At 71.3% G+C, this 25,231-nt stretch carries 18 protein-coding genes; 13 read left to right on the plus strand and 5 right to left on the minus strand.

Translation table 11 applies throughout. The features are described from left to right. Positions 1-91 precede the first annotated feature (91 nt). The gene (locus CHR28_RS13585; RefSeq protein WP_373453351.1) at positions 92-922 is read left to right on the plus strand and encodes a GNAT family N-acetyltransferase; all 831 of its coding nucleotides are present in this window, start codon (positions 92-94) and stop codon (positions 920-922) included. A gap of 387 nt (positions 923-1,309) precedes the next feature. Continuing rightward, positions 1,310-3,289: an ATP-dependent DNA helicase gene (locus CHR28_RS13595; protein ID WP_094053854.1), complete on the plus strand. Its 1,980-nt coding sequence runs from the start codon at positions 1,310-1,312 to the stop codon at positions 3,287-3,289. A gap of 280 nt (positions 3,290-3,569) precedes the next feature. On the opposite strand, the gene lexA is transcribed toward CHR28_RS13595, so the two are convergent. Continuing rightward, the gene (gene lexA, locus CHR28_RS13600) at positions 3,570-4,349 is read right to left on the minus strand and encodes a transcriptional repressor LexA (protein WP_030845416.1); all 780 of its coding nucleotides are present in this window, start codon (positions 4,347-4,349) and stop codon (positions 3,570-3,572) included. A 724-nt stretch (positions 4,350-5,073) separates the two neighbouring features. On the opposite strand from lexA, the gene nrdR reads away from it, so the two are divergent. Next, positions 5,074-5,634 (plus strand): transcriptional regulator NrdR, encoded by a 561-nt coding sequence (gene nrdR, locus CHR28_RS13605; protein ID WP_094053855.1) that lies wholly within the window; start codon positions 5,074-5,076, stop codon positions 5,632-5,634. A gap of 164 nt (positions 5,635-5,798) precedes the next feature. After that, entirely contained in the window at positions 5,799-8,690 is a 2,892-nt protein-coding gene (locus CHR28_RS13610; RefSeq protein ID WP_094053856.1) for a vitamin B12-dependent ribonucleotide reductase, read from the plus strand. Positions 8,691-8,797: 107 nt separating this feature from the next. Here the strand turns inward: CHR28_RS13610 and CHR28_RS13615 are convergent, their stop codons facing one another. Then, complete coding sequence (locus tag CHR28_RS13615; protein WP_094053985.1) at positions 8,798-9,331, minus strand: TerD family protein; 534 nt, start codon at positions 9,329-9,331, stop codon at positions 8,798-8,800. Positions 9,332-9,486: 155 nt separating this feature from the next. On the opposite strand from CHR28_RS13615, the gene CHR28_RS13620 reads away from it, so the two are divergent. The 3 genes from CHR28_RS13620 (at position 9,487) to CHR28_RS13630 (ending at position 11,830) form a co-directional block, all read left to right on the plus strand. Further along, positions 9,487-10,092: a YdbC family protein gene (locus CHR28_RS13620; RefSeq protein WP_094053857.1), complete on the plus strand. Its 606-nt coding sequence runs from the start codon at positions 9,487-9,489 to the stop codon at positions 10,090-10,092. Positions 10,093-10,252: 160 nt separating this feature from the next. Continuing rightward, positions 10,253-10,912 carry a histidine phosphatase family protein gene (locus CHR28_RS13625; RefSeq protein WP_094053858.1) on the plus strand — a complete coding sequence of 220 codons (660 nt, stop codon included), beginning with the start codon at positions 10,253-10,255 and terminating at the stop codon, positions 10,910-10,912. Positions 10,913-10,924: 12 nt separating this feature from the next. Next, entirely contained in the window at positions 10,925-11,830 is a 906-nt protein-coding gene (locus tag CHR28_RS13630) for an ADP-ribosylglycohydrolase family protein (RefSeq protein ID WP_094053859.1), read from the plus strand. A 397-nt stretch (positions 11,831-12,227) separates the two neighbouring features. Here CHR28_RS13630 and CHR28_RS13635 read toward each other — a convergent pair whose 3' ends face one another. Then, a complete protein-coding gene (locus CHR28_RS13635; RefSeq protein WP_094053860.1) occupies positions 12,228-13,778 on the minus strand; it encodes an MFS transporter in 1,551 nt (516 codons plus the stop codon). 187 nt (positions 13,779-13,965) lie between these two features. Between CHR28_RS13635 and CHR28_RS13645 the strand changes: the two genes are divergently transcribed. The 3 genes from CHR28_RS13645 to CHR28_RS13655 all read left to right on the plus strand — a co-directional run bounded on the left by CHR28_RS13645 (position 13,966) and on the right by CHR28_RS13655 (position 16,064). After that, the gene (locus CHR28_RS13645; protein ID WP_094053861.1) at positions 13,966-14,583 is read left to right on the plus strand and encodes a TetR/AcrR family transcriptional regulator; all 618 of its coding nucleotides are present in this window, start codon (positions 13,966-13,968) and stop codon (positions 14,581-14,583) included. Between the two features lie 81 nt (positions 14,584-14,664). Then, on the plus strand, positions 14,665-15,366 hold the full coding sequence (locus tag CHR28_RS13650; RefSeq protein ID WP_094053862.1) for a ribonuclease HII: 702 nt from the start codon (positions 14,665-14,667) through the stop codon (positions 15,364-15,366). 68 nt (positions 15,367-15,434) lie between these two features. Beyond that, a complete protein-coding gene (locus CHR28_RS13655; protein ID WP_094053863.1) occupies positions 15,435-16,064 on the plus strand; it encodes a hypothetical protein in 630 nt (209 codons plus the stop codon). Between the two features lie 343 nt (positions 16,065-16,407). On the opposite strand, the gene CHR28_RS13660 is transcribed toward CHR28_RS13655, so the two are convergent. Then, entirely contained in the window at positions 16,408-17,022 is a 615-nt protein-coding gene (locus CHR28_RS13660) for a hypothetical protein (protein ID WP_094053864.1), read from the minus strand. A gap of 343 nt (positions 17,023-17,365) precedes the next feature. Then, positions 17,366-19,531, minus strand: coding sequence for a RecQ family ATP-dependent DNA helicase (locus CHR28_RS13665; RefSeq protein WP_094053865.1), 2,166 nt, complete (start codon positions 19,529-19,531; stop codon positions 17,366-17,368). Between the two features lie 134 nt (positions 19,532-19,665). On the opposite strand from CHR28_RS13665, the gene CHR28_RS13670 reads away from it, so the two are divergent. From CHR28_RS13670 to CHR28_RS13685, 3 genes are all read left to right on the plus strand, one after another. Continuing rightward, complete coding sequence (locus tag CHR28_RS13670) at positions 19,666-21,390, plus strand: DUF4192 domain-containing protein (RefSeq protein ID WP_094053866.1); 1,725 nt, start codon at positions 19,666-19,668, stop codon at positions 21,388-21,390. A gap of 830 nt (positions 21,391-22,220) precedes the next feature. Then, a complete protein-coding gene (locus CHR28_RS13680) occupies positions 22,221-24,143 on the plus strand; it encodes a glycogen debranching N-terminal domain-containing protein (RefSeq protein WP_094053867.1) in 1,923 nt (640 codons plus the stop codon). A 153-nt stretch (positions 24,144-24,296) separates the two neighbouring features. Next, on the plus strand, positions 24,297-25,055 hold the full coding sequence (locus tag CHR28_RS13685) for an NUDIX hydrolase (RefSeq protein WP_094053868.1): 759 nt from the start codon (positions 24,297-24,299) through the stop codon (positions 25,053-25,055). Positions 25,056-25,231: the final 176 nt, after the last annotated feature.

Consider the following 25,231-nt stretch of genomic DNA (forward strand, 5'->3'; position numbering starts at 1 on the left):
TGCCGGGGCCGCTTGTCCGACTGGGCTCGCTGCCGACACCGACAGCGAGCCCACCGAGCCCGGATCGGAACACGAGCCGGGGCGTGGTTCCGTGTCCGGCGTCGAAGGCGAGCCGGACTTCGACGCGGGCGCCGCCGAGGACGCGGACGGCACCGAGGATGCGGACGGCTCTGAGGACGCCGACGGCACCGAGGACACCATGGACCTTCGGCTCCCCGACGAACTCCTCGCCCTGATCGCGGAGGAGAAGACCGAGCCCAGCGGGTCAAGGCGGACTGCCGACCAGGGCTCGGCAGTGTCCCTCGCTCCCCCGACCGCGACACCCCGGGCCGACCTCCGCATGCCGTACGACGACCTGCTCGACGACGTGGCCGAGTGGGGCCCGGCGGCCACCCCCAGGGGACTGTTCCACCTCGTGCCCGTGCGCATGGAACGCGATCTTCCGCTCATCAGCCGCTGGATGAACGACCCTGCCGCTGCGGCGTTCTGGGAGTTGTCAGGGCCGGCGAGCGTGACCGAGGACCACGTGCGGGACCAGCTCGCGGGCGACGGGCGCAGCGTGCCGTGCGTCGGTGTGCTGGACGGAACACCGATGAGCTACTGGGAGATCTACCGGGCCGACCTGGATCCGCTGGCCCGCCACTATGCGGCCCGGCCCCATGACACGGGCGTTCACCTTCTGGTCGGTGCCGTCGCGGACCGCGGGCGCGGTCTGGGCAGCACGCTCCTCCGAGCCGTGGCCGATCTCGTTCTCGCGCGGCGCCCCTCCTGCGCACGCGTCATCGCGGAACCCGACATTCGCAACACCCCCTCCGTCGCCGCTTTCCTGACCGCCGGCTTCCGGTTCTCCGCCGAGGTCGACCTGCCCGACAAGCGGGCCGCCCTCATGGTCCGAGACCGATCCCTCCGGCATCTGCTGTAGCGCTGTGTCACCACGCCATCACTCATCGAACGTGCCGCGTGCCGCCGCGGTTCCCACCCACCGCAGAAAATTTCCGAACCGGTCCGCGGGCCACACCGCTGGTGCCTGCCGCGCCGCTGGGGCCTGCCACACGGCTGGTGCCTGCCGCGCCGCTCGTGCCTGCCGCGCCGCTTGTGCCTGCCGCGCCGCTTGTGCCTGCCACACCGTTGGGGGTGCCTGCGGCACCGCCAACGCCGGGCGCTCCACACCTGTACCCAGCCCTGCATCCATCCCCATATCCAGCTCATCCGCCCCACTCCCCACCGAGGAGTCCACGGTCTTGATCCCACCCCCCTTCCTCGTCTTGATCACCCGTTTGTCAGTGCTGGGTCGTAGGGTGGTCGCGCTATGACGAAGCCCTCACTCCCCGAACTCCTCCATGCCGCCGTCACTGCCGTCGGTGGCACGGAGCGCCCTGGCCAGGTGGCCATGGCCGAAGCCGTCGCGGAAGCGATCGACGACGGTTCGCACCTGCTGGTCCAGGCCGGCACCGGTACCGGTAAGTCCCTGGGCTACCTGGTGCCCGCGCTCGCGCACGGGGAGCGAGTGGTCGTCGCGACCGCCACCCTGGCCCTGCAGCGCCAGCTCGTGGAGCGCGACCTGCCGAGAACGGTCGAGTCGCTGCACCCGCTGCTGCGCCGCCGCCCCGAGTTCGCCATGCTCAAGGGCCGGTCGAACTACCTCTGTCTGCACCGTCTCCACGAGGGCGTCCCGCAGGACGAGGAGGACGCCCTCTTCGACCAGTTCGAGGCGGCCGCGCCCACCAGCAAGCTGGGGCAGGACCTGCTGCGGGTGCGCGACTGGGCCGACGAGACCGAGACCGGCGACCGGGACAACCTCACTCCCGGTATCTCCGACCGCGCCTGGGCCCAGGTGTCGGTGTCGTCGAGGGAGTGCCTGGGTGCCTCGAAGTGCGCCTACGGCGCGGAGTGCTTCGCCGAGATGGCTCGCGAGCGGGCCAAGCTCGCCGATGTCGTCGTCACCAACCACGCCCTGCTCGCGATCGACGCCATCGAGGGCGCGCCGGTCCTCCCGCAGCACGAGGTGCTGATCGTCGACGAGGCGCACGAGCTGGTGTCGAGGGTCACCGGCGCCGCCACCGGCGAACTCACCCCGGGCCAGGTCAACCGCGCGGTGCGCCGCGCCGCGAAGCTCGCCAACGAGAAGGCCGCCGACCAGCTCCAGACGGCCGCCGAGGGTTTCGAGCGGCTCATGGAGCTGGCGCTGCCGGGCCGCCTGGAGGAGATCCCCGAGGACCTCGGCTACGCACTGATGGCGCTGCGCGACGCGTGCCGCGCGGTCATCTCCGCGATCGGGACGACCCGCGACAAGTCGGTCCAGGACGAGGACGCGGTGCGCAAGCAGGCCCTGGCCGCCGTGGAGAACGTCCACGACGTCGCGGAGCGGATCACCAACGGTTCCGAATGGGACGTGGTCTGGTACGAGCGCCACGACCGGTTCGGTGCCTCCCTGCGCGTCGCGCCCATGTCCGTCTCGGGGCTGCTGCGCGAGAAGCTCTTCGCGGACCGCTCCGTGGTCCTGACATCGGCGACGCTGAAGCTGGGCGGCGACTTCAACGGCGTGGGAGCCTCCCTGGGCCTCGCCCCGGAAGGCACGGAGGGCGACGACCTCCCGCAGTGGAAGGGCATCGACGTCGGCTCGCCCTTCGACTACCGCAAGCAGGGCATCCTCTACGTTGCCAAACACCTGGCGCGTCCCGCCCGCGACGGCGACCGTGCGGACATGCTCGACGAACTGACCGAGCTGATCCAGGCAGCCGGTGGCCGCACGCTGGGGTTGTTCTCCTCCATGAGGGGCGCCCAGCTGGCCGCTGAGGAGCTGCGCGCGCGGATCCCCGAGTTCCCCATCCTCCTCCAGGGCGAGGAGACGCTCGGCGAGCTCATCAAGAACTTCGCGGCCGACCCCAAGACCTGCCTGTTCGGCACGCTGTCCCTGTGGCAGGGCGTGGACGTCCCGGGCCCCAGCTGCCAGCTCGTCGTGATGGACAAGATCCCGTTCCCGCGTCCGGACGACCCGTTGATGAGCGCCCGCCAGAAGGCCGTGGAGGACGCCGGCGGCAATGGTTTCATGGCGGTCGCCGCCACCCACGCCGCCCTCCTCATGGCGCAGGGCGCGGGACGTCTCGTACGGGCGTCGGGCGACCGCGGTGTGGTCGCGGTGCTCGACCAGCGGCTGGCCACGGCACGGTACGGCGGGTATCTGAAGGCGTCGCTGCCCGACTTCTGGTACACGACGGACCGCAACCAGGTGCGGAAGTCGCTGGCGGCAATCGACGCGGCGGCGAAACAGACGGAAGCGGCCGAATGATCACAGGTCCGGCCTGCGGCCCGTGGGTCGTAGGCCGACCACCTGGCTGAGCGCACCGCCGAGCCGGAACGCCCCATCCGCGGCACCACAGCAACGCGGACCGGCCCCGATCAGCGCAGGACCCCAGACAGCGCAGGGCGCGAACAGCGCAGGGCCGGGACAGCGCAGGGCGGGGACAGCGCAGGGCGGGGACAGCGCAGGACCCCGGAACCGGCGCAGGGGTTCCGGGGCCCGGTCAGAGGGCGGCCGTGCGCGGCCCGCCCGACGCGGTGCGCGCTTGTCAGACGCGGCGCAGTACGGCCACCACCTTGCCGAGGATGGTCGCGTCGTCACCGGGGATGGGCTCGTACGCCGCGTTGTGCGGCAGGAGCCAGACGTGGCCGTCCTCGCGCTTGAAGCGCTTGACCGTGGCCTCGCCGTCGAGCATCGCGGCGACGATGTCGCCGTTCTCGGCGACCGGCTGGCGCCGGACCGTGACCCAGTCGCCGTCGCAGATCGCGGCCTCGATCATCGAGTCACCGACGACCTTGAGAACGAACAGCTCACCGTCGCCGACGAGCTGGCGGGGCAGGGGGAAGACGTCCTCGACGGACTCCTCGGCGAGGATCGGCCCACCGGCGGCGATGCGGCCGACCAGCGGGACGTACGACGCGGCCGGCTTGCCCGCGGTGTCCGTGGGCTGCACCGAGGCGGCCTGGTCCGAGCCGCGCACCTCGTAGGCGCGCGGGCGGTGCGGATCGCGGCGCAGGAAACCCTTGCGCTCCAGCGCCATCAGCTGGTGCGCGACCGAGGAGGTGCTGGAAAGGCCGACCGCCTGGCCGATCTCACGCATCGACGGCGGATAGCCGCGCCGCTGCACGGAGTCCCTGATGACCTCGATCACGCGACGCTGGCGGTCGGTGAGGCCCGAGCTGTCGGCCCGGATGCCGGGAGGTCGCCCTGGCAGGGAGCGCTTGTGCCCCTCAGGGTTCGTGGCTTCGTTCATCGCATGCACCGGCTCCAGTCGGCCCTGGGAGCGGTCCTGGGCAGTGATGGCGGCACTGTCTGCGGTGGTGGTCACGTCGGCCCCTCTCGATGGTCTCCCTGCTGGACAACGGTAGTTGCTTTCGAAAGGTTGCGCCAAACACACGTTCGAGTGAAAAAACGCGAATTACCGGACGCGATCATGTGTCCGGGTGTATTGGCGGCCGGGCCACCTGGCGGGCAAAAGGGCCCATTGCTGTACTCTTCACCGCCGGGGTGATCGCCTCGTGGACTGCTGCCCCAGTCTGCCATCCGGCATTCCCCTGCCCTGGGACCAGCCCTCTTCTGTGCGGGAGTCCCACGTCCCCTCCTCGCGGCGCCCACCGTATCTCCGCATGTGCCGCAGCGATACGGCCGTGCACGAACGGATGCGGTCGTGTCGCGCGAACGGACGCGGCCGTGTCGCGTGAAGGGATGCGGTCGTGTCGCGCGAACGGACGCGGTCGTGCCGCGTCAACGGATGCGGTCGTGCCCTGGGCGGGCAGCCGCTCCGAGGTGTGATCGGCGGTCTCGTGGGGACACGCGGGTCCGGTGGGGTCAGCCCGTCGTACGCCACCTGCGGCTACGCGTGCGACACGCGCGTACGGCCTGGATGTATGAGCCAATCCCCACATCTAGTGGTTGGATTGCAGCAGCAGCCCACAAGTTGTGGTCCCCCCGGTCTTCGCGGCCATGGTCATCGCCTATGCTTGGGGCTGCTTCGTGGGGCGCGAGACGTCCAGCGAGGCTATTGAGTCTGCTGTGAGGAGGGTTGGGAGATCATGCACTGCCCCTTCTGCAGGCACCCCGACAGCCGGGTCGTCGACAGCCGTACGACGGATGACGGCACGTCGATCCGCAGGCGCCGCCAGTGTCCTGACTGCTCCCGTCGTTTCACGACCGTGGAGACGTGCTCGCTCATGGTGGTCAAGCGATCCGGCGTCACCGAACCCTTCAGTCGCACGAAGATCATCAATGGTGTGCGCAAGGCGTGCCAGGGACGGCCCGTCACCGAGGACGCGCTCGCCCAGCTCGGCCAGCGCGTCGAGGAGGCGGTGCGGGCCACCGGAAGCGCCGAGCTGACCACCCACGACGTGGGGCTGGCCATACTCGGCCCGTTGCAGGAGCTCGATCTCGTCGCCTACCTGCGCTTCGCCTCCGTCTACCGGGCCTTCGACTCGCTCGAGGACTTCGAGGCGGCCATCGCGGAGCTCAGGGAAGAGACGGGACGCCCCGACGCGGACGACGGCGACCGCGAGCACACGGGTGCGGGGAGCCAGGAAGACGACCGCGGGCCCGGAGGGGCGGCACAGGTCCCCGAGCCCGCAGGCGCCGCCGACTGACCGGCGGGCCGGATCCGGACGGCAGCTCCGGGACCGGCCGGGCGGCGGCGATGTGAAGACCTGTTGCGGGCGGCGTGAGTGGGCGCCCGCAGCGTCAGACAGAACACCGTGCACCGGGAACATCGGGGCACTTCAGGGCGTTTTCGCCCGTACAGGGAGGCGGCATGACAGAGACGGCGAGCGGTCCGGCACGGAGTTCCCGCGCCAAGAGCCCCAAGGCGAGCAAGGGCCTGCGTATCGAGCGCATCCACACCACCCCTGGGGTCCACCCCTACGACGAGGTGGCCTGGGAGAGCCGTGACGTCGTCATGACCAACTGGCGCGACGGCTCGGTCAACTTCGAGCAGCGCGGCGTCGAGTTCCCCGACTTCTGGTCGGTGAACGCGGTCAACATCGTCACCAGCAAGTACTTCCGGGGTGCCGTCGGCACCCCGCAGCGCGAGGTGAGCCTGAGGCAGCTCATCGACCGCATCGTGAAGACGTACCGGAAGGCCGGTGAGGACTACAAGTACTTCGCCTCGCCCGCCGACGCCGAAATCTTCGAGCACGAGCTGGCGTACGCCCTCCTGCACCAGATCTTCAGCTTCAACAGCCCCGTGTGGTTCAACGTGGGCACGCCGCAGCCCCAGCAGGTCTCCGCCTGCTTCATCCTGTCCGTCGACGACTCCATGGAGTCGATCCTCGACTGGTACAAGGAAGAGGGCATGATCTTCAAGGGCGGCTCCGGCGCCGGCCTGAACCTCTCCCGCATCCGCTCCTCCAAGGAGCTGCTGTCCTCCGGCGGCAACGCCTCCGGCCCGGTCTCCTTCATGCGTGGCGCCGACGCCTCCGCAGGAACGATCAAGTCGGGTGGCGCCACCCGCCGCGCCGCCAAGATGGTCGTCCTCGACGTCGACCACCCGGACATCGAGGACTTCATCGAGACCAAGGTCAAGGAAGAGGAGAAGATCCGCGTCCTGCGCGACGCCGGCTTCGACATGGACCTGGGCGGCGACGACATCACGTCCGTCCAGTACCAGAATGCCAACAACTCCGTCCGCGTGAACGACGAGTTCATGAAGGCGGTCGACGAGGGCGGCAAGTTCGGCCTGCGTGCCCGTATGACCGGCGAGGTCATCGAGGAGGTCGACGCCAAGGCGCTCTTCCGCAAGATCGCCGAGGCCGCCTGGGCCTGTGCCGACCCCGGCATCCAGTACGACGACACCATCAACAACTGGCACACCTGCCCCGAGTCCGGCCGGATCACCGCGTCGAACCCGTGCAGCGAGTACATGCACCTGGACAACACGTCCTGCAACCTTGCCTCGCTGAACCTGATGAAGTTCCTCAAGGACGACGGCAAGGGCAACCAGTCCTTCGAGGCCGAGCGCTTCCAGAAGGTCGTCGAGCTGGTCATCACCGCGATGGACATCTCGATCTGCTTCGCGGACTTCCCGACCCAGAAGATCGGCGAGAACACGCGCGCGTTCCGCCAGCTCGGCATCGGCTACGCCAACCTCGGCGCCCTGCTGATGGCCACCGGCCACGCCTACGACTCCGACGGCGGCCGCGCCCTCGCCGGCGCCATCACCTCCCTGATGACCGGCACGGCCTACCGCCGCTCCGCCGAGCTCGCCTCGGTGGTCGGCCCGTACGACGGCTACGCCCGCAACGCCGACGCCCACAAGCGCGTCATGAAGCAGCACTCCGACGCCAACGACAAGGCCGTCCGCATGGACGACCTGGACACCCCGGTGTGGGCCGCCGCCAGCGAGGCCTGGGGCGACGTCCTGCGCCTGGGCGAGAAGAACGGGTTCCGTAACTCGCAGGCGTCCGTGCTCGCCCCGACCGGCACCATCGGTCTCGCGATGTCCTGCGACACCACCGGTGTCGAGCCCGACCTCGCGCTGGTCAAGTTCAAGAAGCTGGTCGGCGGCGGCTCGATGCAGATCGTCAACGGCACCGTGCCGCAGGCCCTGCGCCGTCTCGGCTACCTCGAGGAGCAGATCGAGGCGATCGTCGCCCACATCGCCGAGAACGGCAACGTGATCGACGCCCCGGGCCTCAAGCCCGAGCACTACGAGGTCTTCGACTGCGCCATGGGCGAGCGGGCCATCTCCCCGATGGGCCACGTCCGCATGATGGCCGCGATCCAGCCGTGGATCTCCGGCGCCATCTCCAAGACGGTCAACATGCCGGAGACGGCGACCGTCGAGGAGGTCGAGGAGATCTACTTCGAGGCCTGGAAGCTGGGCGTCAAGGCGCTCGCGATCTACCGCGACAACTGCAAGGTCGGCCAGCCCCTCTCCGCCAAGACCAAGGAGAAGGAGAAGGCGGAGATCACCGAGAAGACCGAGGAGACGATCCGTACCGCGGTCGAGAAGGTCGTCGAGTACCGCCCGGTCCGCAAGCGCCTGCCGAAGGGACGCCCCGGCATCACCACGTCCTTCACCGTCGGCGGTGCCGAGGGCTACATGACGGCCAACTCCTACCCGGACGACGGTCTCGGCGAGGTCTTCCTGAAGATGTCCAAGCAGGGCTCGACCCTCGCGGGCATGATGGACGCCTTCTCCATCGCCGTCTCGGTCGGCCTCCAGTACGGCGTGCCGCTGGAGACATACGTCTCGAAGTTCACGAACATGCGCTTCGAGCCGGCCGGTATGACGGACGACCCGGACGTGCGGATGGCGCAGTCGATCGTCGACTACATCTTCCGCCGCCTGGCGCTGGACTTCCTGCCCTTCGAGACGCGCTCCGCGCTCGGCATCCACTCCGCCGAGGAGCGCCAGCGTCACCTGGAGACCGGTTCCTACGAGCCGTCCGAGGACGAGGTCGACGTCGAGGGCCTGGCCCAGTCGGCGCCGCGCGCCCAGGAGCTGAAGGCCGTCTCCGCCCCGAAGGTGGAAGAGGCTGCCAAGCCCGCCCCGCAGCAGGCCCACACCAGTGCGGAACTGGTCGAGATGCAGCTGGGCATCCAGGCCGACGCCCCGCTCTGCTTCTCCTGCGGGACGAAGATGCAGCGCGCCGGTTCCTGCTACATCTGCGAGGGCTGCGGCTCGACCAGCGGCTGCAGCTGACGCCGGGCGCCTGAGCCGATGACAGAGGGGCACCGCCTTCGGGCGGTGCCCCTCTCGTCGTCACTGCTCTCCGCGGGCGCCGGAACGAGCCGCGCGGGCCGGCGCGGTCAGGGCCGGCCCGCCGCGCCCATCGTCCTGGTGAACGTCACGGGGTCGCCCTCGAAACCGCGCAGGCCGGGACGGAAGCGCCAGGGGCCGGATCCTTCCCGGACGAACTCCGCGACCGTGGCCGCCGTGGCTCCGAGGACTCCACCGAAGTCGTCCTCGGCGAGCACGTCGTACCCCTCCCGAATCCGCAGGCCGGGGTTGACGACGCTGACGAAGGTGCGTTCCGCCGGGCGCTGCTGGATGACGACACCGACCACCACGCGCGCGTACCGGGGGTCGAGCCGCTCCAGCTCCAGCGTCATGACCTCGTCGAAGCCGAAGCCCTGACCGTCCTTGCTGTCCCGGTTGAGATAGATGGTGCCGTCGGGGGAGCGGCTGTCGAAGTGCACCACGTAGGCGGGGTCGCCGTGCGGATCGTCCGCCGGATACGTCGCCGCGACGAGATCCAGGTCCGTGGAGGGCTGCCCCGCCGGACTGGGATCCCACCGCACCGCGATCTCGACCTTGCGCAGCCCCTTGTTGAGCCCGTCCACCGGCGTCCCCTTCTCCGTACCGACCCGCCCGTTCACCCCAACTGCCGGGCGCTCACGACTGTTTGTCCATCCTGCCACGCGCGCGCGTGCCACCGGGGAGGAGTGGTCCAGCCGAGAGTGACCGGCGCCACGCTCCCTGGCCTTACCATGGCGCGGTGCTGGTCAAGTGGATTCGCTGCACCGTGGTGGACCGCCGTGGGTTCGAGCGGGGGCAGCGGAAGTGGGCGGGGCTTCTGGGGGAGCCGGGGTTTCGCGGGCAGGGGGGTGGCTGGAGCCGGGGGCGACCGGACGTGGCGCACATCTTCGCGTTCTGGGAGAGCCGTGCCTTCTACGACTCGTTCATGGCGCGGTCCCACGACCGGCTCGCAACGGCCCAGTCGGGCACCTTCAAGGACGCCCGGGTCAGGCTCTTCGACTACCGGTTCGACGTGAAGACCGGCTTCGAGCCGCGCTTCACGGACGCCGACCTGCTGCGCGTCGCGCTCTGCCGGGTCCACGAGGAACGGGCCGAGCACTTCGTGCTGATGCAGGAGAAGGTCTGGAATCCTGCGATGGCCGGCTCGCCCGGCATGGTGCGCGGGCTGTTCGGCGAGGCGCCGGGCCACGAGTACCTGGTGCTGTCGATGTGGCGGTCGGCCGCCGAGCACGGCAAGTACCGCACCGAACGGGTGGAACGGCTCGCCCTGCGGGCCCAGACGGAGGCGGACGTGGCGGCGCTGACCGGTGCAGTCGTGGACATGGAGCCGAGCTGGACCGTGTGACCAGGGCCGTCGCGGATCACGGTGGACCCGGGAACCCGGCGGATCAGGGAACTGTAGGGCTCGTCCTGCGGGCGCCCCGGGGTGGGGAATCCGTGTGACCTACGCTGTATGGGCACCGTCCGGGTGCTCTGCGGGCCCTCACCCGATCTAGGGTTTTGGCATGGCACGACCACGGCGCATCGTCCTTGTCCGGCACGGCGAGTCAACGGGCAATGTTGATGACTCCGTGTACGAGCGTGAACCCGACCACGCCCTGGCCCTGACCGACCGCGGTCGACGGCAGGCGGAGGCGACGGGTGAGCAGCTGCGCGAACTGTTCGGCGACGAACGCGTCAGCGTCTACGTCTCCCCGTACCGGCGCACCCACGAGACACTGCGCGCCTTCCGTCTCGACCCCGGTCGCATACGCGTACGCGAGGAGCCCCGGCTGCGCGAGCAGGACTGGGGAAACTGGCAGGACCGGGACGAGGTCCGCCTCCAGAAGGCCTACCGGGACGCGTACGGCCACTTCTTCTACCGCTTCGCCCAGGGGGAGTCCGGCGCCGACGTCTACGACCGGGTCGGCGGCTTCCTGGAGAGTCTGTTCCGCAGTTTCGAGGACCCCGGCCACCCGCCGAACGTGCTCATCGTGACCCACGGGCTGGCCATGCGGCTGTTCTGCATGCGGTGGTTCCACTGGACGGTCGCGGAGTTCGAGTCGCTGTCGAATCCGGGGAACGGCGAGGTGAGGATGCTCGTTCTGGGAGACGACGGCAAGTACACGCTGGACCGGCCGTTCGATCGCTGGCGGGAGCCAGAGCCGTACGGGATCTCCGGATAGAGTGGCAGGGCGATGACCGCTGACTTCTCCCCCGACGTGCGCCTGGACCGCGCCCTGGCCGCCCTGCGCGGACTGTCCGTCGGGGACGCCCTCGGCTCCCAGTACTTCGTGCCGGTGCACTACCCGCTGCTCAAGCGCCGCGAGCTCCCGCCCGGGCCCTGGCAGTGGACCGACGACACGGAGATGGCGGCTTCCGTCGTCGCCGTGCTGGCCGCTCACCACCGCATCGACCAGGATGCGCTGGCCTGGTCCTTCGCCGAGCACCACGACTTCGACCGGGGGTACGGCCCCGCGGTCAATCGCCTCCTGCGGCTCGTCCGTGAAGGTGGCGACTGGCGTGAGCTCGCCGCCGCGCTCTTCAACGGCCAGGGGTCCTGGGGCAACGGCGCGGCGATGCGGATCGCCCCGCTGGGCGCCTGGTACGCGGACGATCCCGAGCAGGCGACTCACCAGGCGGAGATCTCCGCGTACACCACCCACCAGCACCGCGAGGCCGTCGTCGGCGCCATGGCCGTCGCCGCTGCCGCCGCGTTCGCCGCGGCGCCGGGCGGACCGCCGAGCGCTGAGGCGCTCCTCGACGGGGTGATCGCTCTGGTCCCCAAGAGCGCGGTCGGCGCGGGGCTGCGCCGGGCCCGGGACATGCTCGACTACGGCGACGCCGCCACGGTCGCGGCGGTGCTGGGCTGCGGCCGGCGTACGACGGCCCACGACACTGTCCCCTTCGCCCTCTGGTCGGCCGCGAGAGGTCTCGGCGACTTCGAGAAGGCGTTCTGGACGACCGCGCAGGTCGGCGGTGACGTCGACACGACGTGCGCCATCGTCGGTGGCGTGATCGCCTCCGGCAAGGCGGGGGCGCCCCCTGCCGCGTGGGCGGAGAGGACCGAGCCGCTTCCGGACTGGGTGCCCGCGTCGGCCTAGAGCCCGGCGACCGGGGCGCCGGCCGCGCGAGCGAGAGTGCTGCCGTGTGGGCGCCGGGGGTTTGCCTTGCCGCCGACTTCTGCGAGCCCTGCGTATGTCTCGGGAACTCTCCGTACACCTCGGGAACTCTCCGTGACCGTCCGCGCGTTCTTCTGACAACTGCTGCGCGTCGTGTTCAGGGCGGGCGCACAGTCCACGGTCCCGGAGGCTCAGTGTCGGCGTGCAGGGGGTGATGATGAAGGCGTTGCTCGCGTTGTTCCTGGTCCTGCTCCATTGCTGGGGCGCTGTCGTACGCCGCCGCGCGGCGGGACCGGTCGCGAGCCGGCCCGACAGTCGCCGACAGGCCCGTGTCGGGGCTGCCGGCGAGCCGCCGAGGCCGGCTCGTGAAGGACTCGCGTCAGCCGACTCCAGGCCCGGCCGATCCCGCCAGTGCCTCCAGGTCGCTCTTGCGGACCTGGATGACAAGCCAGGCCGTGACGACGGCCAGGACGGCCATCGCGGCAGCCGGGACGAAGGCCGCGGAGATGCCTTGGGCCAGTACCTCGTGCCCCCACGGCGCGGGCAGCTGATGGGTGCTGGCGAACTCCGCCTTCTGCTGGGCGGAGCCCTCGGCCATGAACTGCGGAAGCTGCTTCTCCGCCTCGTTCTTGGTCGCCGTGCCGAAGACCGTCGTCAGAATGGACAGACCCAGCGCCCCGCCCACCTGCTGCGTGGCGTTGAGGAGGCCGGACGCGGCGCCCGCCTCGTGCTGGGCGACGCCGGAGACGGCGGTGAGCGTCAGCGTGACGAAGTTCAGCCCCATGCCGAAGCCGAACACCAGCATCGGACCGAGGACACCTCCGGCGTACGAGCTGTCCGAGGTGATGAGTGCCTGCCAGGCCAGTCCGATCATCGCGAGCGCCGAGCCCACGACCATGAACGGCTTGGGACCCAGCACCGGCAGGAACCGCTGGGACAGACCCGCGCCCAGGGCGATCACGACCGTCACGGGCAGGAAGGCCAGCCCGGCCTCGATCGGGGTGTAGCCGAGCACGTTCTGCACGAACAGCACGATGTAGAAGAACATCCCGAACATCGCCGCGGCCAGGCTCAGCATGATCACGTACGTGCCCGAGCGGTTGCGGTCGGCGAACATCCGCAGCGGGGTGATCGGCTCCTTGGCCCGCGACTCGATGACCGCGAACGCCACCAGCAGGACGACCGCGGCCCCGAACGACCCGATGGTGAGGCTGTCCTTCCAGCCCTCGTCCGCCGCGCGTATGAAGCCGTAGACGAGGGAGGCCATACCTGCGGTCGAGGTCACCGCGCCCGCGATGTCGAAGCGGCCGGAGTGCCGCTCGGACTCGCCGATGTAGAGCGGGGTGAGCACGGCGATCAGGACGCCGATCGGCACGTTCACGAAGAGCACCCAGCGCCAGTCGAGCCACTCGGTGAGCATGCCGCCCGCGAGCAGGCCGATGGCGCCGCCGCCCGCCGAGACGGCAGCGAAGACGCCGAAGGCCCGGTTGCGCTCCGGCCCCTCGGGGAACGTGGTGGTGATGAGCGCCAGCGAGGTGGGCGACGCGATCGCGCCTCCCACGCCCTGCAGGACGCGTGCGGCCAGCAGCTGCCAGGGTTCCTGGGCGAACCCGCCGAGCAGCGAGGCAAGGGTGAACAGCAGGATGCCGGTCATGAAGACCCGGCGGCGGCCGAGAATGTCACCGGCGCGGCCGCCGAGGAGCAGCAGACCGCCGAAGGTGAGTGTGTAGGAGCTGACGACCCAGGTGAGGTCGGTGGTGCTGAACTCGAGCGCGTCTTGAATGTGCGGCAGCGCGATGTTCACAATCGTCGCGTCGAGTACCACCATGAGTTGGCAGGCCGCGATGACCGCGAGCGCGATGCCGGGATGTCCTTCCCGGCGGGCCGCACCTGGCTTCTTCTGGTCCTTGAGCAATGGAGAGGTTGTCACTATGGGTCCCCCACGAGTGCCTTAGTGAACGCTCGCGTTCACTGTCGCGTCAAAGGTAGTGAGTCCCAGACAGTGAACGCAAGCGTTCACTTACGGCGGCGTCGCTCGGCACATCCCCCTGTGGTGCCGTCCGGCGCGCCCCCCATCCCCGGAATCCCCGCTTCCTCTGCTCGTTGGAGAGAGTCCGATGGTTACCCCGAGCTGGGCGGATGCCCCCGCTCAGACGGCCCGCCGCCGCGGCGCCGTGCTCGAACGCGCGATCCTCGACGCCGCGCTGGACCAACTCAGCACCGTCGGCTGGAACGGCCTGACGATGGAGGGCGTCGCCGCCGGCGCCCAGACCGGTAAGGCGGCCGTCTACCGGCGCTGGCCCTCAAAGGAGGACCTTGTCGCCGACGCCCTGCGCGCCGGCCTGCCGGAGTTCGACGAGGCGCCCGACGAGGGTGGCGTGCGTGAGGACCTCCTCGCCCTGTGCCTGCGGGCCCGCGACGCGATGTTCTCCCGTCCCGGTTTCGCCCTTCGCTCGGTGATTCACGAGTGCGACACCACTCAGGCCGAGCGCTTCCATGCGGTCATCTTCGAGGGTGTCGTGGAGCCCACCATCAAGATGCTCCGGGAAGTGATCGAGCGCGGCATCACGCGTGGCGAGGTGCGGCCCGACGCTGCGAACGGGTATGTCTTCGACGCCCTCCCGGCCATGATGATGTACCGCTCCAAGATGTGCGGCTGCGAATGGCAGGACAATGAAGTCGAGGAGATGATCGACCAGTTGATGGTTCCCCTGCTGCGGCCGGACGGCTCCTGACACGAGTCGGCGAGGGCCAGGGCGCCGAGAGGCGGGCCAGGGTGTCGCAGGCGGTTCGGGGCGGCGTAATCTAGGGGCGCCATGCCGTACGAACCGCCTACTCACACCGTCGAGCGCTCCCTTCGAGCCACGACCGGAGCGAAGATCGTTGCAGGTGTCGACGAGGTGGGGCGCGGCGCGTGGGCCGGTCCCGTCACCGTCTGCGCGGCGATCACCGGACTGCGCCGCCCACCCGAGGGCCTGACGGACTCGAAACTGCTCACCATCAAACGACGCACCGAACTCGCCGAGACGCTGCGCACCTGGGTGTCGTCGTACGCCCTGGGGCACGCCTCTCCGGAGGAGATAGACGAGCTGGGCATGACCGCCGCCCTGCGGCTCGCGGCCGAGCGCGCTCTGAACGCCCTGCCGGTCCGACCCGACGCCGTCATCCTCGACGGCAAGCACGACTACCTCGGCGCCCCCTGGCGGGTCCGCACGGTGATCAAGGGCGACCAGTCGTGCGTGGCGGTCGCCGCGGCCTCGGTGATCGCCAAGGTTCAGCGCGACAAAATGATGGCCGAACTGGGTATCGACCATGCAGACTTCGGTTTTGCGGACAACGCCGGGTATCCGTCACCCGTGCACAAGGCCGCACTGGCGGAGCGGGGCCCCACCCCCTACCACCGTTTGTCGTGGGCGTATCTTGATGCGCTGCCCCAGTGGCGGCACCTCAAGAAGGTCCGCAGCTGGGCGGACGGAAGTGTTCCGGAAATCGAGGGTCAGCTGGGCTTCGATTTCTGACGGTTTCGTTCGCACTCATGTGCCACCCGCTGACGCGGGCCATACCAACGTTTGATAAATATCAACCCATGCCTCTCATTCCCGAGGAGCCTCAGATTCACGAGAGTGCCCAGGGTCCCCGCGCCACTCCGGCCAGCGGCCGTACCGCGCCGACCCCCCGTCCCGTACCCGGCCCCCGTCCCGCGGCTCCGTCCCGTCCCGGTCGTCCCGGGCCTCTCAGGCCCGCACCGCCGGTGCAGCGAACCCCGCGTGACGTGGCCGCCAAGCCCGCTCCGTCGGGCCCCGACGCCGGTGCCGCCGCCCCGGCCACGCCCCAGATCCAGCTGATCCCGGCTTCCGTGGACGGCGCGCTCGACGCCGCCGAGGAGGCCGTGGACCTGCTGCTGGACTCCGGTCGTGCCCCCGGCGACATCCTGGTGATCACGACCGGTGAGCAGCACCCGTGGGCCACCCACGAGCTGTCCTTCGGTGAAGCCTCCTACTGGGCCCAGCACGACGCCCGCGACGACGTCTTCTACACGGACGCCACCGTCGCGGCCCGCGCCGCGTCGCGCCCGGTGGTCGTCGTCGCCGTCAACGGCGGTTCCGAGGCCGCGGCCGCGAGCGCGCTGGCGCTGGCCCACTCCCGGGCCAACGCCCTGCTGATCGTCTGCGGAGACCCGCAGCGCATCAACGCGGTCCTCGGCGCGGGCGTCTGAGCAGGCGCCGCGGCACCCGCCAGGGCGCCGGCGACTGATCCGGACGCCGATTCGGCGGCTTCGCACAGCGGGCACTTCAGCCTGCCTTGAGCACGGAACACCCGGCCGTCGCGGACGAGCGCTGTCGCGCTGACCGGGGATCGCACAGCCGTGCCGCCGGTTCGCCGTACCCCGGTTTCGGCGTGTCGTCCGGGGCCGTCTGCTCTCGGGCGCCGTACAGGCACAGAAGACGTCCTCCGGGAGTCATGCAGGGGCAGCAGACGTGGTGAGCCGCGCCGTAGGGCGCGGCCCCCGGGTCCGGGAGTACGCGCTCGGGTCCGGGAGTGTGCGCTCGGCCGGGGCCTCAGCGAGCCGCCGCCGCGCGGCGCAGTATCTCGGAGGCTGCGCCGCCGGTACGCGGCTGCGGTGGCGGCGCCTCCGACGTGGCGAACGGCTCCGGCGCCGAGGCCGAGTGCGGGCGGCGTCCGCCGCGGTCCTCGCCCAGGACCTGCCAGCCGTCACGGGTCAGCGTGATGTACGCCCCGCACCGCAGCCCGTGCAGGGTGCACGCGTCACGCAGACCCCACATCCACGCACCGTCCTCCTCCGTCCAACGCGCGTCTCCCTCACGGCAGTAGAGCAGCACCGCCGTGCGCACCGGTGTCCGTCGCCGCAGGTCGTGCGGGATGATGCGGCGCAACTGCGCCAGCAGCACGTTGCGGAACATCCAGCCGTCGGCCGGCGCCGGACGGCGGACGAACGAGGCGCTCGCCCGCAGCCGCTCGTCCGAGTCGAGCACGGCGATGACGGCGGTCGCCGGCTGCGGATGGTGCCGGGCGTGCAGTCCGCTGACCACCTCGCGGGGGCTGCGCAGCAGGGGGATCCCGGCGGCGGCCCATTCCGCGGGTTCGAGCAGGCGGTTGGCGGAAGCGGCGGATGTCGACGCCGCTGCCGAGGCCGGAGCGAATCCGAAGGTCACGGTCCTCCCTTCGGCTACGCGCCCACACTGCGGGCGGGGTCGGATTCCTGGGAGCGCGCACCGCAGGGAAGCCCTACCGGGCGGCGGACGAACCGTGCGGGGAGCGGACCTCAATTCTTCCTGTCGAACTTGAATGCGGCAACGAGCAATTGAGGCAGCCGACCGTTATCAGATGATGCGCGGCTAATATCCCCACCGCGTGTGTCGTGGAGCCACCCATGGGGCGTTCGAGCACAACACGTTCGTACGCCACGGGGGCGCGCCACGTCCAGAGGGCGTGCGCCAGGAGGCACGGGGCCGCCTCGCACGCGGGCCCACACAGGCGGATGGCCGGGGAAGGCCGTCAGCCCTGCACGGCCAGCACCAGCGGCAACACCCCCTGCGCCCCGGACCGTCGGAGCAGACGGGCGGCGACCGCGAGGGTCCAGCCGGTCTCCGTGTAGTCGTCCACCAGGAGGACCGGGCCCTGGGCCTGGGCGAGGACGGCAGCCAGAGCCTCCGGCACGGTCAGGGTCCCGTCGAGCGCCTTCAGCCGCTGGGCGCTGTTGCTGCGGGGACCGGGATGCGTTTCACCTGTGTACTCGACAGCACCCAGGAGCGGCAGCCGGCCGACCTCCGCGATGCGGGCTCCCAGGGAGTGGATCAGCCGGGGCCGGGTGCGGGACGCCACGGTGACCACGCCGACCGGGCGCGGCGGGGCGTCCGAGGATCCGGAGGCCCAGCCGCCGGGGCCTCTGGCCCAGTCGGCCAGGACGTCCACCACGGCCTTCGCCACGTCGTCCGGTACCGGCTCGTCGGGTGCCTGGGGTGCGAGCAGGGGCCGGAGCCGGTTGCCCCAGCCGATGTCCGACAGGCGCCCCAAGGCCCGCCCCGGTGCGGCTTGTTCGCCGGCCGGGATGCGTCCCTTGAGGTCCACTCCGATCGCCGGCAGGCCGGTCGGCCACATCCGGCGGGGTTCCACCTCCACACCCGCGCGTCCCAGGTCCACGCGCGCGGCGTCCAGGGCCTCCACGGACGTGTCGGCGGTGAAGCGTGGGCCCGCGCAGTTGTCACAGCGGCCGCACGGCTTCGCGGCCTCGTCGTCCAGCTGGCGCTGCAGGAACTCCATGCGGCAGTCGGTCGTCGACGCGTACGCGCGCATGGCCTGCTGCTCGGCCTCGCGCTGCCGCGCCACCCACGCGTACCGCTCGGCGTCGTACGTCCACGGCTGCCCCGTCGCGATCCAGCCGCCCTTGACCCGCTTGACCGCACCGTCCACATCCAGGACCTTGAGCATCGTCTCCAGGCGGGAACGGCGCAGTTCCACCAGAGGCTCCAGGGCCGGCAGCGACAGCGGCTTCTCCGCGCGGGCGAGCACGTCGAGGGTGCGGCGCACCAGATCCTCCGAGGGGAAGGCGAGCGACGCGAAGTACTTCCAGATCGCCTCGTCCTCCTTCCCCGGCAGCAGGAGCACCTCGGCGTGCTCGACACCGCGTCCCGCGCGCCCCACCTGCTGGTAGTAGGCGATGGGGGAGGAGGGCGAGCCGAGGTGGACCACGAAGCCCAGGTCGGGCTTGTCGAAGCCCATGCCGAGCGCGGAGGTGGCGACCAGCGCCTTCACCTTGTTGGCGAGGAGATCCTCTTCGGCCTGCTGGCGATCGGCGTTCTCCGTCTTGCCCGTGTAGGACGCGACCGTGTGCCCGCGCTGCCGGAGGAAGGCGCTCACCTCCTCGGCGGCGGCCACCGTGAGCGTGTAGATGATCCCCGACCCCGGCAGGTCGTCGAGATGCTCGGCGAGCCACGCCATCCGGTGCGCGGCGTCCGGCAGCCGCAGCACGCTCAGGCTCAGGCTGTCCCGGTCCAGCGGCCCCCGCAGCACGAGGGCGTCCGAGCCGCCACCGGTGCCGAGCTGCTCCGCGACATCGGCCGTCACGCGCGCGTTGGCCGTGGCGGTGGTCGCGAGCACCGGCACCCCGGGCGGCAGGTCGGCGAGCATCGTGCGCAGCCGGCGGTAGTCCGGCCGGAAGTCGTGGCCCCAGTCGGAGATGCAGTGCGCCTCGTCCACCACCAGCAGCCCGGTGGCGGCCGCGAGCCTGGGCAGCACCTGGTCACGGAAGTCCGGGTTGTTGAGCCGCTCGGGACTGACCAGCAGGACGTCGACCTCGCCCGCGGCGATCTCTGCCTGGACGGCCTCCCACTCCTCCGTGTTGGAGGAGTTGATGGTGCGGGCGTGGATGCCGGCGCGGGCCGCCGCCTCGACCTGGTTCCGCATGAGCGCGAGCAGCGGGGACACGATCACCGTCGGGCCACTGCCCCGCGCACGCAGCAGCGAGGTCGCCACGAAGTACACCGCGGACTTGCCCCAGCCCGTCCGCTGGACGACCAGGGCGCGGCGTCTGTCGGCGACCAGCGCCTCGATCGCCCGCCACTGGTCCTCGCGCAGCCGGGCCGCTCCCGATTCGCCCCCGACGAGACGGGTGAGGACGGCGTCGGCCGCCGCCCGGAGATCCGCGTTGTTCGTGTGCTCCATGCGTTCCATACAACAGGACGGCAGTGTCAGCCGCCGCGGCGCCTGTGGACAGCGGCCGTTCCGGGTGACGTGTCCCTGCTTGAAGTTATCCACAGGGCAAAGCGGAGCTCTGAATTCCGCGAGATCGTCTTCGCATGACGAACCACGGCGAAACCACTGGATCCTCCGAAAACGGCGACATCGACGCGTCCGGGGCACACCGCGCCCACGCAGCGGGCGGACGGGGAAGCGGACAGGACAAGCGGACGGGCGACGGGGCCGGACCGCTCGTCCCCGGCCAGGCATACGGAGGTCACGGCGGAGAACACCAGGTCACCTTGCGCACACCGGCGGAACTGGCCGACGCCCTGCCCTACCTGCTCGGATACCGGCCGGAGGACAGCATCGTCCTCGTCGCCCTGCACGACAAGGACGGCCACGGACGGTTCGGGGGCCGGGCCCGGCTCGGTATCCCCGCCCATGAGGACGACTGGCCGTCCGCCGCCCGGCAGCTGGCCCACGGCCTGGTGAAGGGCAGCGAACGCAGAGGAGCCCGCCCCGAGGCGATGGTGGCCTTCCTGTGCCAGGAGCCGGAGAAGGGCCGAACCGGCCGCCAGGTCATGGAGCGGCTGAGGCCACTGGCCCAGAGGCTGCGCGTCGAATGCGGTTCCCTCGACGTGGTGGTGGTCGAGGCCCTGTGCATCTCGGAAGGGCGCTACTGGTCGTACTGCTGTGACAACCCGGTCTGCTGCTCGCCCGAGGGAGCGCCCATGGGCCTGCTGGGTACCTCCGTGCTCGCCGCCGCTGCCGCCTATGCCGGGATCCAGGTCCGCGGCACGCTGAAGGAACTGCGGGCCCGGCTGCAGCCCTGGGAGACCGCGAGCGCCCTGCAGCAGGAGGCCGCGCTGGACGCCGCGAGCATGGCGCTCGTCCCGCGCATCCTGGACGAGGCCGGCCGCGCCGAGGTCGCCGACGAGACGCTCGACCTCGCCGAGCGGATGCTGGGCCGCCTGGCCGGGGCGGAGCCCGTCTCCGGCATGCTCCTGGCGGACCTTCGCGACGACGAACTGATCGGGCACGACGAGGCCGCCCGGCTGATCCTCGGTCTCCAGGACCGCTCGACCCGTGACCGGGCGGCCGAATGGATGGAGGGCGACGAGGCCGCACGCGCCCTGCGCCTGTGGCGGACCCTCGCCCGCCGCTGCGTCGGGCCCTACGGCGAACACGCCGCCGCACCGCTCACCCTCGCCGGCTGGGTCGCATGGTCCACCGGCGACGAACTGGAGGCACGGGAAGCCCTCGCCATGGCCCTGGCCGCGGATCCCGACTATCTCTTCGCCCGACTCCTGCACCAGGCCTGCAATGAAGGGCTGGAACCGGAGTCCATCCGCCGCTGCCTGCGAGCGGAGCGCACCGGGCGGGGGCGGGCGGTGGCCGCCGGGGCCGGTGTTCGGGCAGAGGGCATGCAAGGGCGGGAGCAAAGCTCGGGATCTTCCGCGGTCGAGCCGCCTGCCTCGGAGTCGGTGGAGATGCCGCAACGGGCCAACCCCGAACCTTCGCCTGCCACGGCCACCACCCGCCGACGCCGCCGGCCCCGGCCCGCGGGAGCCGGAGCGGTCCCTGGCCGTACGCGCGCAAACGACCGTGACCCGAGCCCGCGGACGTCCCACGGGCGTACGCCCGCCGACTCCGCACGCCCTGCCGGTGCTGCCGACGCCGCCACGCGCCCGGGCCGCGCGGCATCACCGAACTCCGGGCGACCCGGGACCGCGCGCACACGCCTCGCACGTGTGCGTGGGGCGCACAAGGCGGTCCTGCCCAGCCAGGACACGAGCCAGGACGGCGCCCGTCCCGGCGTACCAGTGGAGGGAGAAGAGTGAGTGCCCGGGTTGCCCGGGTTGCCCGGGCGGCCCAGGCGGGGAAGGGGCTGGGGCCGGGGCGTGACTCCCACGACGTCCCCACCGTTCACCTGAGTGGCGGAACGCCCGGACCGGCTGTGACGCCGTACTGCCCCTGCCCCGTCGGAGCCCTCCGGCGCCGAACCCGATCGAGGCGCACAGAGCGCAGAGGAAGCCCTCCCATGCACCAGCCGACTCCGCCCTCCGCCGCCGACGACCGTCCCTTCGTGGACGTGCCCTCGATTTCCTCTGAGCCTGAGCCCGAGGTCGAGCCCGAGCGTGAGCCTGAGCCTGCGCCCGAGCCCGAATCTGAGTCGGCGCGTGCGTCGGCGGGGCTTCCCCGGCCAGGGCCAGGGTCTGGACGAGGGCCAGGGCCCGGACCAGGGACCGGGCCAGGGCCAGGGCCAGAGCTCAGGCCGGGGGCAGGACCCGGGCCGGGGCAGGGGCCGGGCGCGCCCTCGCCGGGCGACGCTGGCACACCTCCGCGCGCAGCGGCCGCGCTCGACGGCTTCGGGCCCCGATTCCCGGGCGGCGTCGACACCGGCTCACCCCTCACGGGGCGGGAGCCGCGCCGGTCCTCCACCCTGGGCCCAGGTCGGCCGTCCTCCGCCGAATGGGTGGTGCAGAACCGTCGGCCCGGTCCCGGTCCCGCTCCCGGGTACGGCTCACCCTCGCCCTCCTCACTCCCCGGACCACCCCCCTCCCACGGCCGGGCCCAGACCCCCACGGGGCAGGCGCCCCCACCTCCTCCCCGTGGCGCCACGATTCCCGGGCTGCGCTGGTCCGCCGATCTGCCGCCCGCCCACACGGTCATGATTTGTGTCGCCCTTCCGGGCCTCGCCATCTCGTCCAGGGATGAAGGGCAGCTGACCGGGCGGGGACTGGAGGGCTTCTACCGAGCCGGCCGACGCGTGCTCTCCCGGTGTGAGATCCGTGTGGCCGGACGGAAGCCGCTCGCGGTTCAGGCTCAGATGATCGCCGCCGACCGTGCCCGCTTCGTGGGCACACTCCGCACGTCTCCACAGGCGGGCCCGGACCCGGATGTGGTCGTGGAACGCAACCGCTACGCGGACGGCACCGAGCGGATCACTCTGCACAGCGCGGCTTCCCGTCCGCTGCGGCTGCCGGTCGAGGTGGCCCTCGGCACGGACCTCGCCGATCTCGGGGCGATCGCCTCAGGCAACGCCGGTCCCGAACTTCCCGCCAGCGTCCATGGCTCCGGCCTGCGCTGGTCCTGCGCTACCGGCGACGCGTCCGTCACGGCCGAACCGCCTCCCGCGGACGCCCTCGCCTCCGCCGGGCTGCTGCGCTGGGAGCTGAACCTGCCGCCGGGCGGCAGCAGAAGTGTGGAACTGCGGGTGCGGCCGGACGGTGCCGGCCCCCTCCGGGCCGTGGGCCGCGCGGCGACCAGCCCCCTGGCCGCGGCCCGCGCGGAAGGCGACGATCCGACGGCTGCCGCCCTGCTGCGGACGAGCATCGAGGACCTGCAGGCTCTCCTGTTGCGGGATGCCGTCCATCCCGCCGACACCCATCTCGCGGCAGGGGCTCCCTGGCGCTGCGGTCTGGCCCCGGCCGACGCGCTAGTAGCCGCCCGCATGGCCCTGCCCCTCGGCACCGGTCTGGCCGCGGGGACGCTGCGGATCCTTGCCCGCACCCAACTCACCGGCCCGGGACCGCAGTCCGGGATGATCCCCGGCCCGCGACGGGACGCCGGCCCGCTCCTGCCGCCGCAGTGCACCGGCACGGAGGCCACGCTGCTCTTCCCGGCCTTGCTCGCCGAGGCCCGCCGCTGGGGCCTCCCCGAGCAGGAGACGGAGGCCCTGCTGCCAGCCGCCGAGCGGTGCCTGACCTGGCTGCTAGCCACCGCGGGCGACGACCCGTACCTGCGCGACCCGCACTCCGGCGGTCTCACCCGCTGCGAGACCCAGGCACACGCTCACCGTGCCGCCCTGCTCGGCGCCGACCTGCTCGACGCCTGCGGACGCGCGGGTGGGGACGGACTGCGGCAGTGGGCACAGGCTTCACGAACCGCGTTCCGGAGGGACTTCTGGGTGGACGACCTGGGAGGCGGAAGGCCTGCGGTGGCCCGTGCTCCGGACGGCAGACCCGTGCCGCATCTGAGCTCGGCCGCAGCCCACCTTCTCGACACCGGACTGCTGGGTGGGGGAGCCATGGCCCCGGGACTGCTCGACAAGGTGCAGACCGAGCACCTCGCCCGGCTGCTCGGCAGCCCGGTCATGGACTCGGGCTGGGGTCTGCGCGGGCTCGGCGTGAAGGAACCGGGGTTCAACCCGTTCGGGCACCGAGCGGGAGCCGTGCGGGTCCAGGAGACAGCACTCGCTGTGGCGGGGCTGGCCGCAGCCGGCTTCGAGAAGGAGGCGAGTTCGCTGCTGCGGGGCGTCCTAGCGGCAGCCGCGTACTTCGAGCACCGTCTGCCCGAGATGTACGCGGGGGAGCAGCGCACGGAAGGCAGCACCCCGCTCCCGCACCCGGCGGCCTGCCGCCCCGCGGCCACCGCCGCGGCCGCGGTGGTCCTGCTGCTGACCACTCTTGCCGGCATCCGCCCCGACGCTCCGGCCGGGACGGTCACCCTGAGACCCGTGCGCAGCGCCCCTCTCGGCGAGATCGGCTTCACCGGCCTGCGCGTGGCTGGTGCACCGTTCTCCGTGCGGGTGAGCCGGCTGGGCCTCGCCATGGTCGAAGAGGCGGCCGACGGACTGCAACTGGGTGCGTGACCTGGCACGACCGGTCGTCTTCGGACGGGCGGGCACAGACACTCGAGCCCATTACGGACCCAGGTGGATCAGTAATGGATCAGTAGTGGATCAGGAAGCGAAGCGATCGGCGAAGGGAGTGTTTATCGTCAGGCAGACGACTATGATCGCGGCATGCCCTACGACCCGTCAGCGTTTCCGCCCTTCGCCGTCACCGTGGACCTGGTCGTGCTGACCGTGCGCCGCCATGCCCTGTGTGCGCTGGCGGTACGCAGGGGCGAACCGCCGTTCCAGGGGCGGTGGGCGCTCCCCGGCGGTTTCGTGCGGGCCGACGAGGACCTGGCGCAGGCGGCGGCACGCGAGCTGGCCGAGGAGACCGGGCTGCGTGTCCACGACCCGGCCGTCCCCGCTCAGGACAACGGCGCTCATCTGGAGCAGCTCGCCACCTACGGCGACCCCAAGCGCGACCCCCGGATGCGGGTCGTCAGCGTCGCGCACCTCGCCCTGGCGCCGGACCTGCCCGCGCCGAGGGCGGGCGGTGACGCCAGCAACGCGCGCTGGGCCCCGGTCGAGGAGTTGCTGCAGCAGGGTGGATACGGACGGGACGCCGAGCCGTTCGCGCCGCTGGCCTTCGACCACGCGCAGATCCTGGCGGACGGGGTTGAGCGTGCCCGCTCCAAGATCGAGTACTCGTCGCTGGCCACGGCGTTCTGCCCGCCCGAGTTCACGGTCGGAGAGCTGCGCCGGGTCTATGAGGCGGTGTGGGGCGTGGCACTCGACCCGCGCAACTTCCACCGCAAGGTGACGGGCACACCGGGCTTCCTCGTCCCCACCGGCGGGACGACCACCCGCCAGGGCGGCCGTCCCGCGCAACTGTTCCGCGCGGGAGGGGCGACTCTGCTCAACCCCCCGATGCTGCGCCCCGAGGTGTGATCGGTGGCGCGGCCCGCGCCGCGCCACCGACAGAGAGCCGTTCGTGGCCCGGGCGAAGTCGCGCGTCGTGGCGGGCGTACTTGCGAGCGGGCCCGGGCGAAGTCGGGCGTAGTGCCGGGTCCGGCCGTGCGAGGGGCCGCCGGGATGCCCGAAAAACCGGACATAGCGCGCTATCT

Origin of the sequence: Streptomyces sp. XY006 (genome assembly GCF_002237655.1) — a bacterium.
Lineage (GTDB): Bacteria > Actinomycetota > Actinomycetes > Streptomycetales > Streptomycetaceae > Streptomyces > Streptomyces levis.

What these genes read in the sequence shown, in the direction of transcription:
- nrdR (WP_094053855.1), top strand. Translation starts at nt 5,074, where the DNA reads ATGCACTGCCCCTTCTGCAGGCACCCCGACAGCCGGGTCGTCGACAGC.
- CHR28_RS13650 (WP_094053862.1), top strand. Translation starts at nt 14,665, where the DNA reads ATGCCGTACGAACCGCCTACTCACACCGTCGAGCGCTCCCTTCGAGCC.
- CHR28_RS13625 (WP_094053858.1), top strand. Translation starts at nt 10,253, where the DNA reads ATGGCACGACCACGGCGCATCGTCCTTGTCCGGCACGGCGAGTCAACG.
- CHR28_RS13595 (WP_094053854.1), top strand. Translation starts at nt 1,310, where the DNA reads ATGACGAAGCCCTCACTCCCCGAACTCCTCCATGCCGCCGTCACTGCC.
- CHR28_RS13665 (WP_094053865.1), bottom strand. Translation starts at nt 19,531, where the DNA reads ATGGAGCACACGAACAACGCGGATCTCCGGGCGGCGGCCGACGCCGTC.
- CHR28_RS13680 (WP_094053867.1), top strand. Translation starts at nt 22,221, where the DNA reads ATGATTTGTGTCGCCCTTCCGGGCCTCGCCATCTCGTCCAGGGATGAA.
- CHR28_RS13670 (WP_094053866.1), top strand. Translation starts at nt 19,666, where the DNA reads ATGACGAACCACGGCGAAACCACTGGATCCTCCGAAAACGGCGACATC.
- CHR28_RS13685 (WP_094053868.1), top strand. Translation starts at nt 24,297, where the DNA reads ATGCCCTACGACCCGTCAGCGTTTCCGCCCTTCGCCGTCACCGTGGAC.
- CHR28_RS13655 (WP_094053863.1), top strand. Translation starts at nt 15,435, where the DNA reads ATGCCTCTCATTCCCGAGGAGCCTCAGATTCACGAGAGTGCCCAGGGT.
- CHR28_RS13610 (WP_094053856.1), top strand. Translation starts at nt 5,799, where the DNA reads ATGACAGAGACGGCGAGCGGTCCGGCACGGAGTTCCCGCGCCAAGAGC.
- CHR28_RS13630 (WP_094053859.1), top strand. Translation starts at nt 10,925, where the DNA reads ATGACCGCTGACTTCTCCCCCGACGTGCGCCTGGACCGCGCCCTGGCC.
- CHR28_RS13645 (WP_094053861.1), top strand. Translation starts at nt 13,966, where the DNA reads ATGGTTACCCCGAGCTGGGCGGATGCCCCCGCTCAGACGGCCCGCCGC.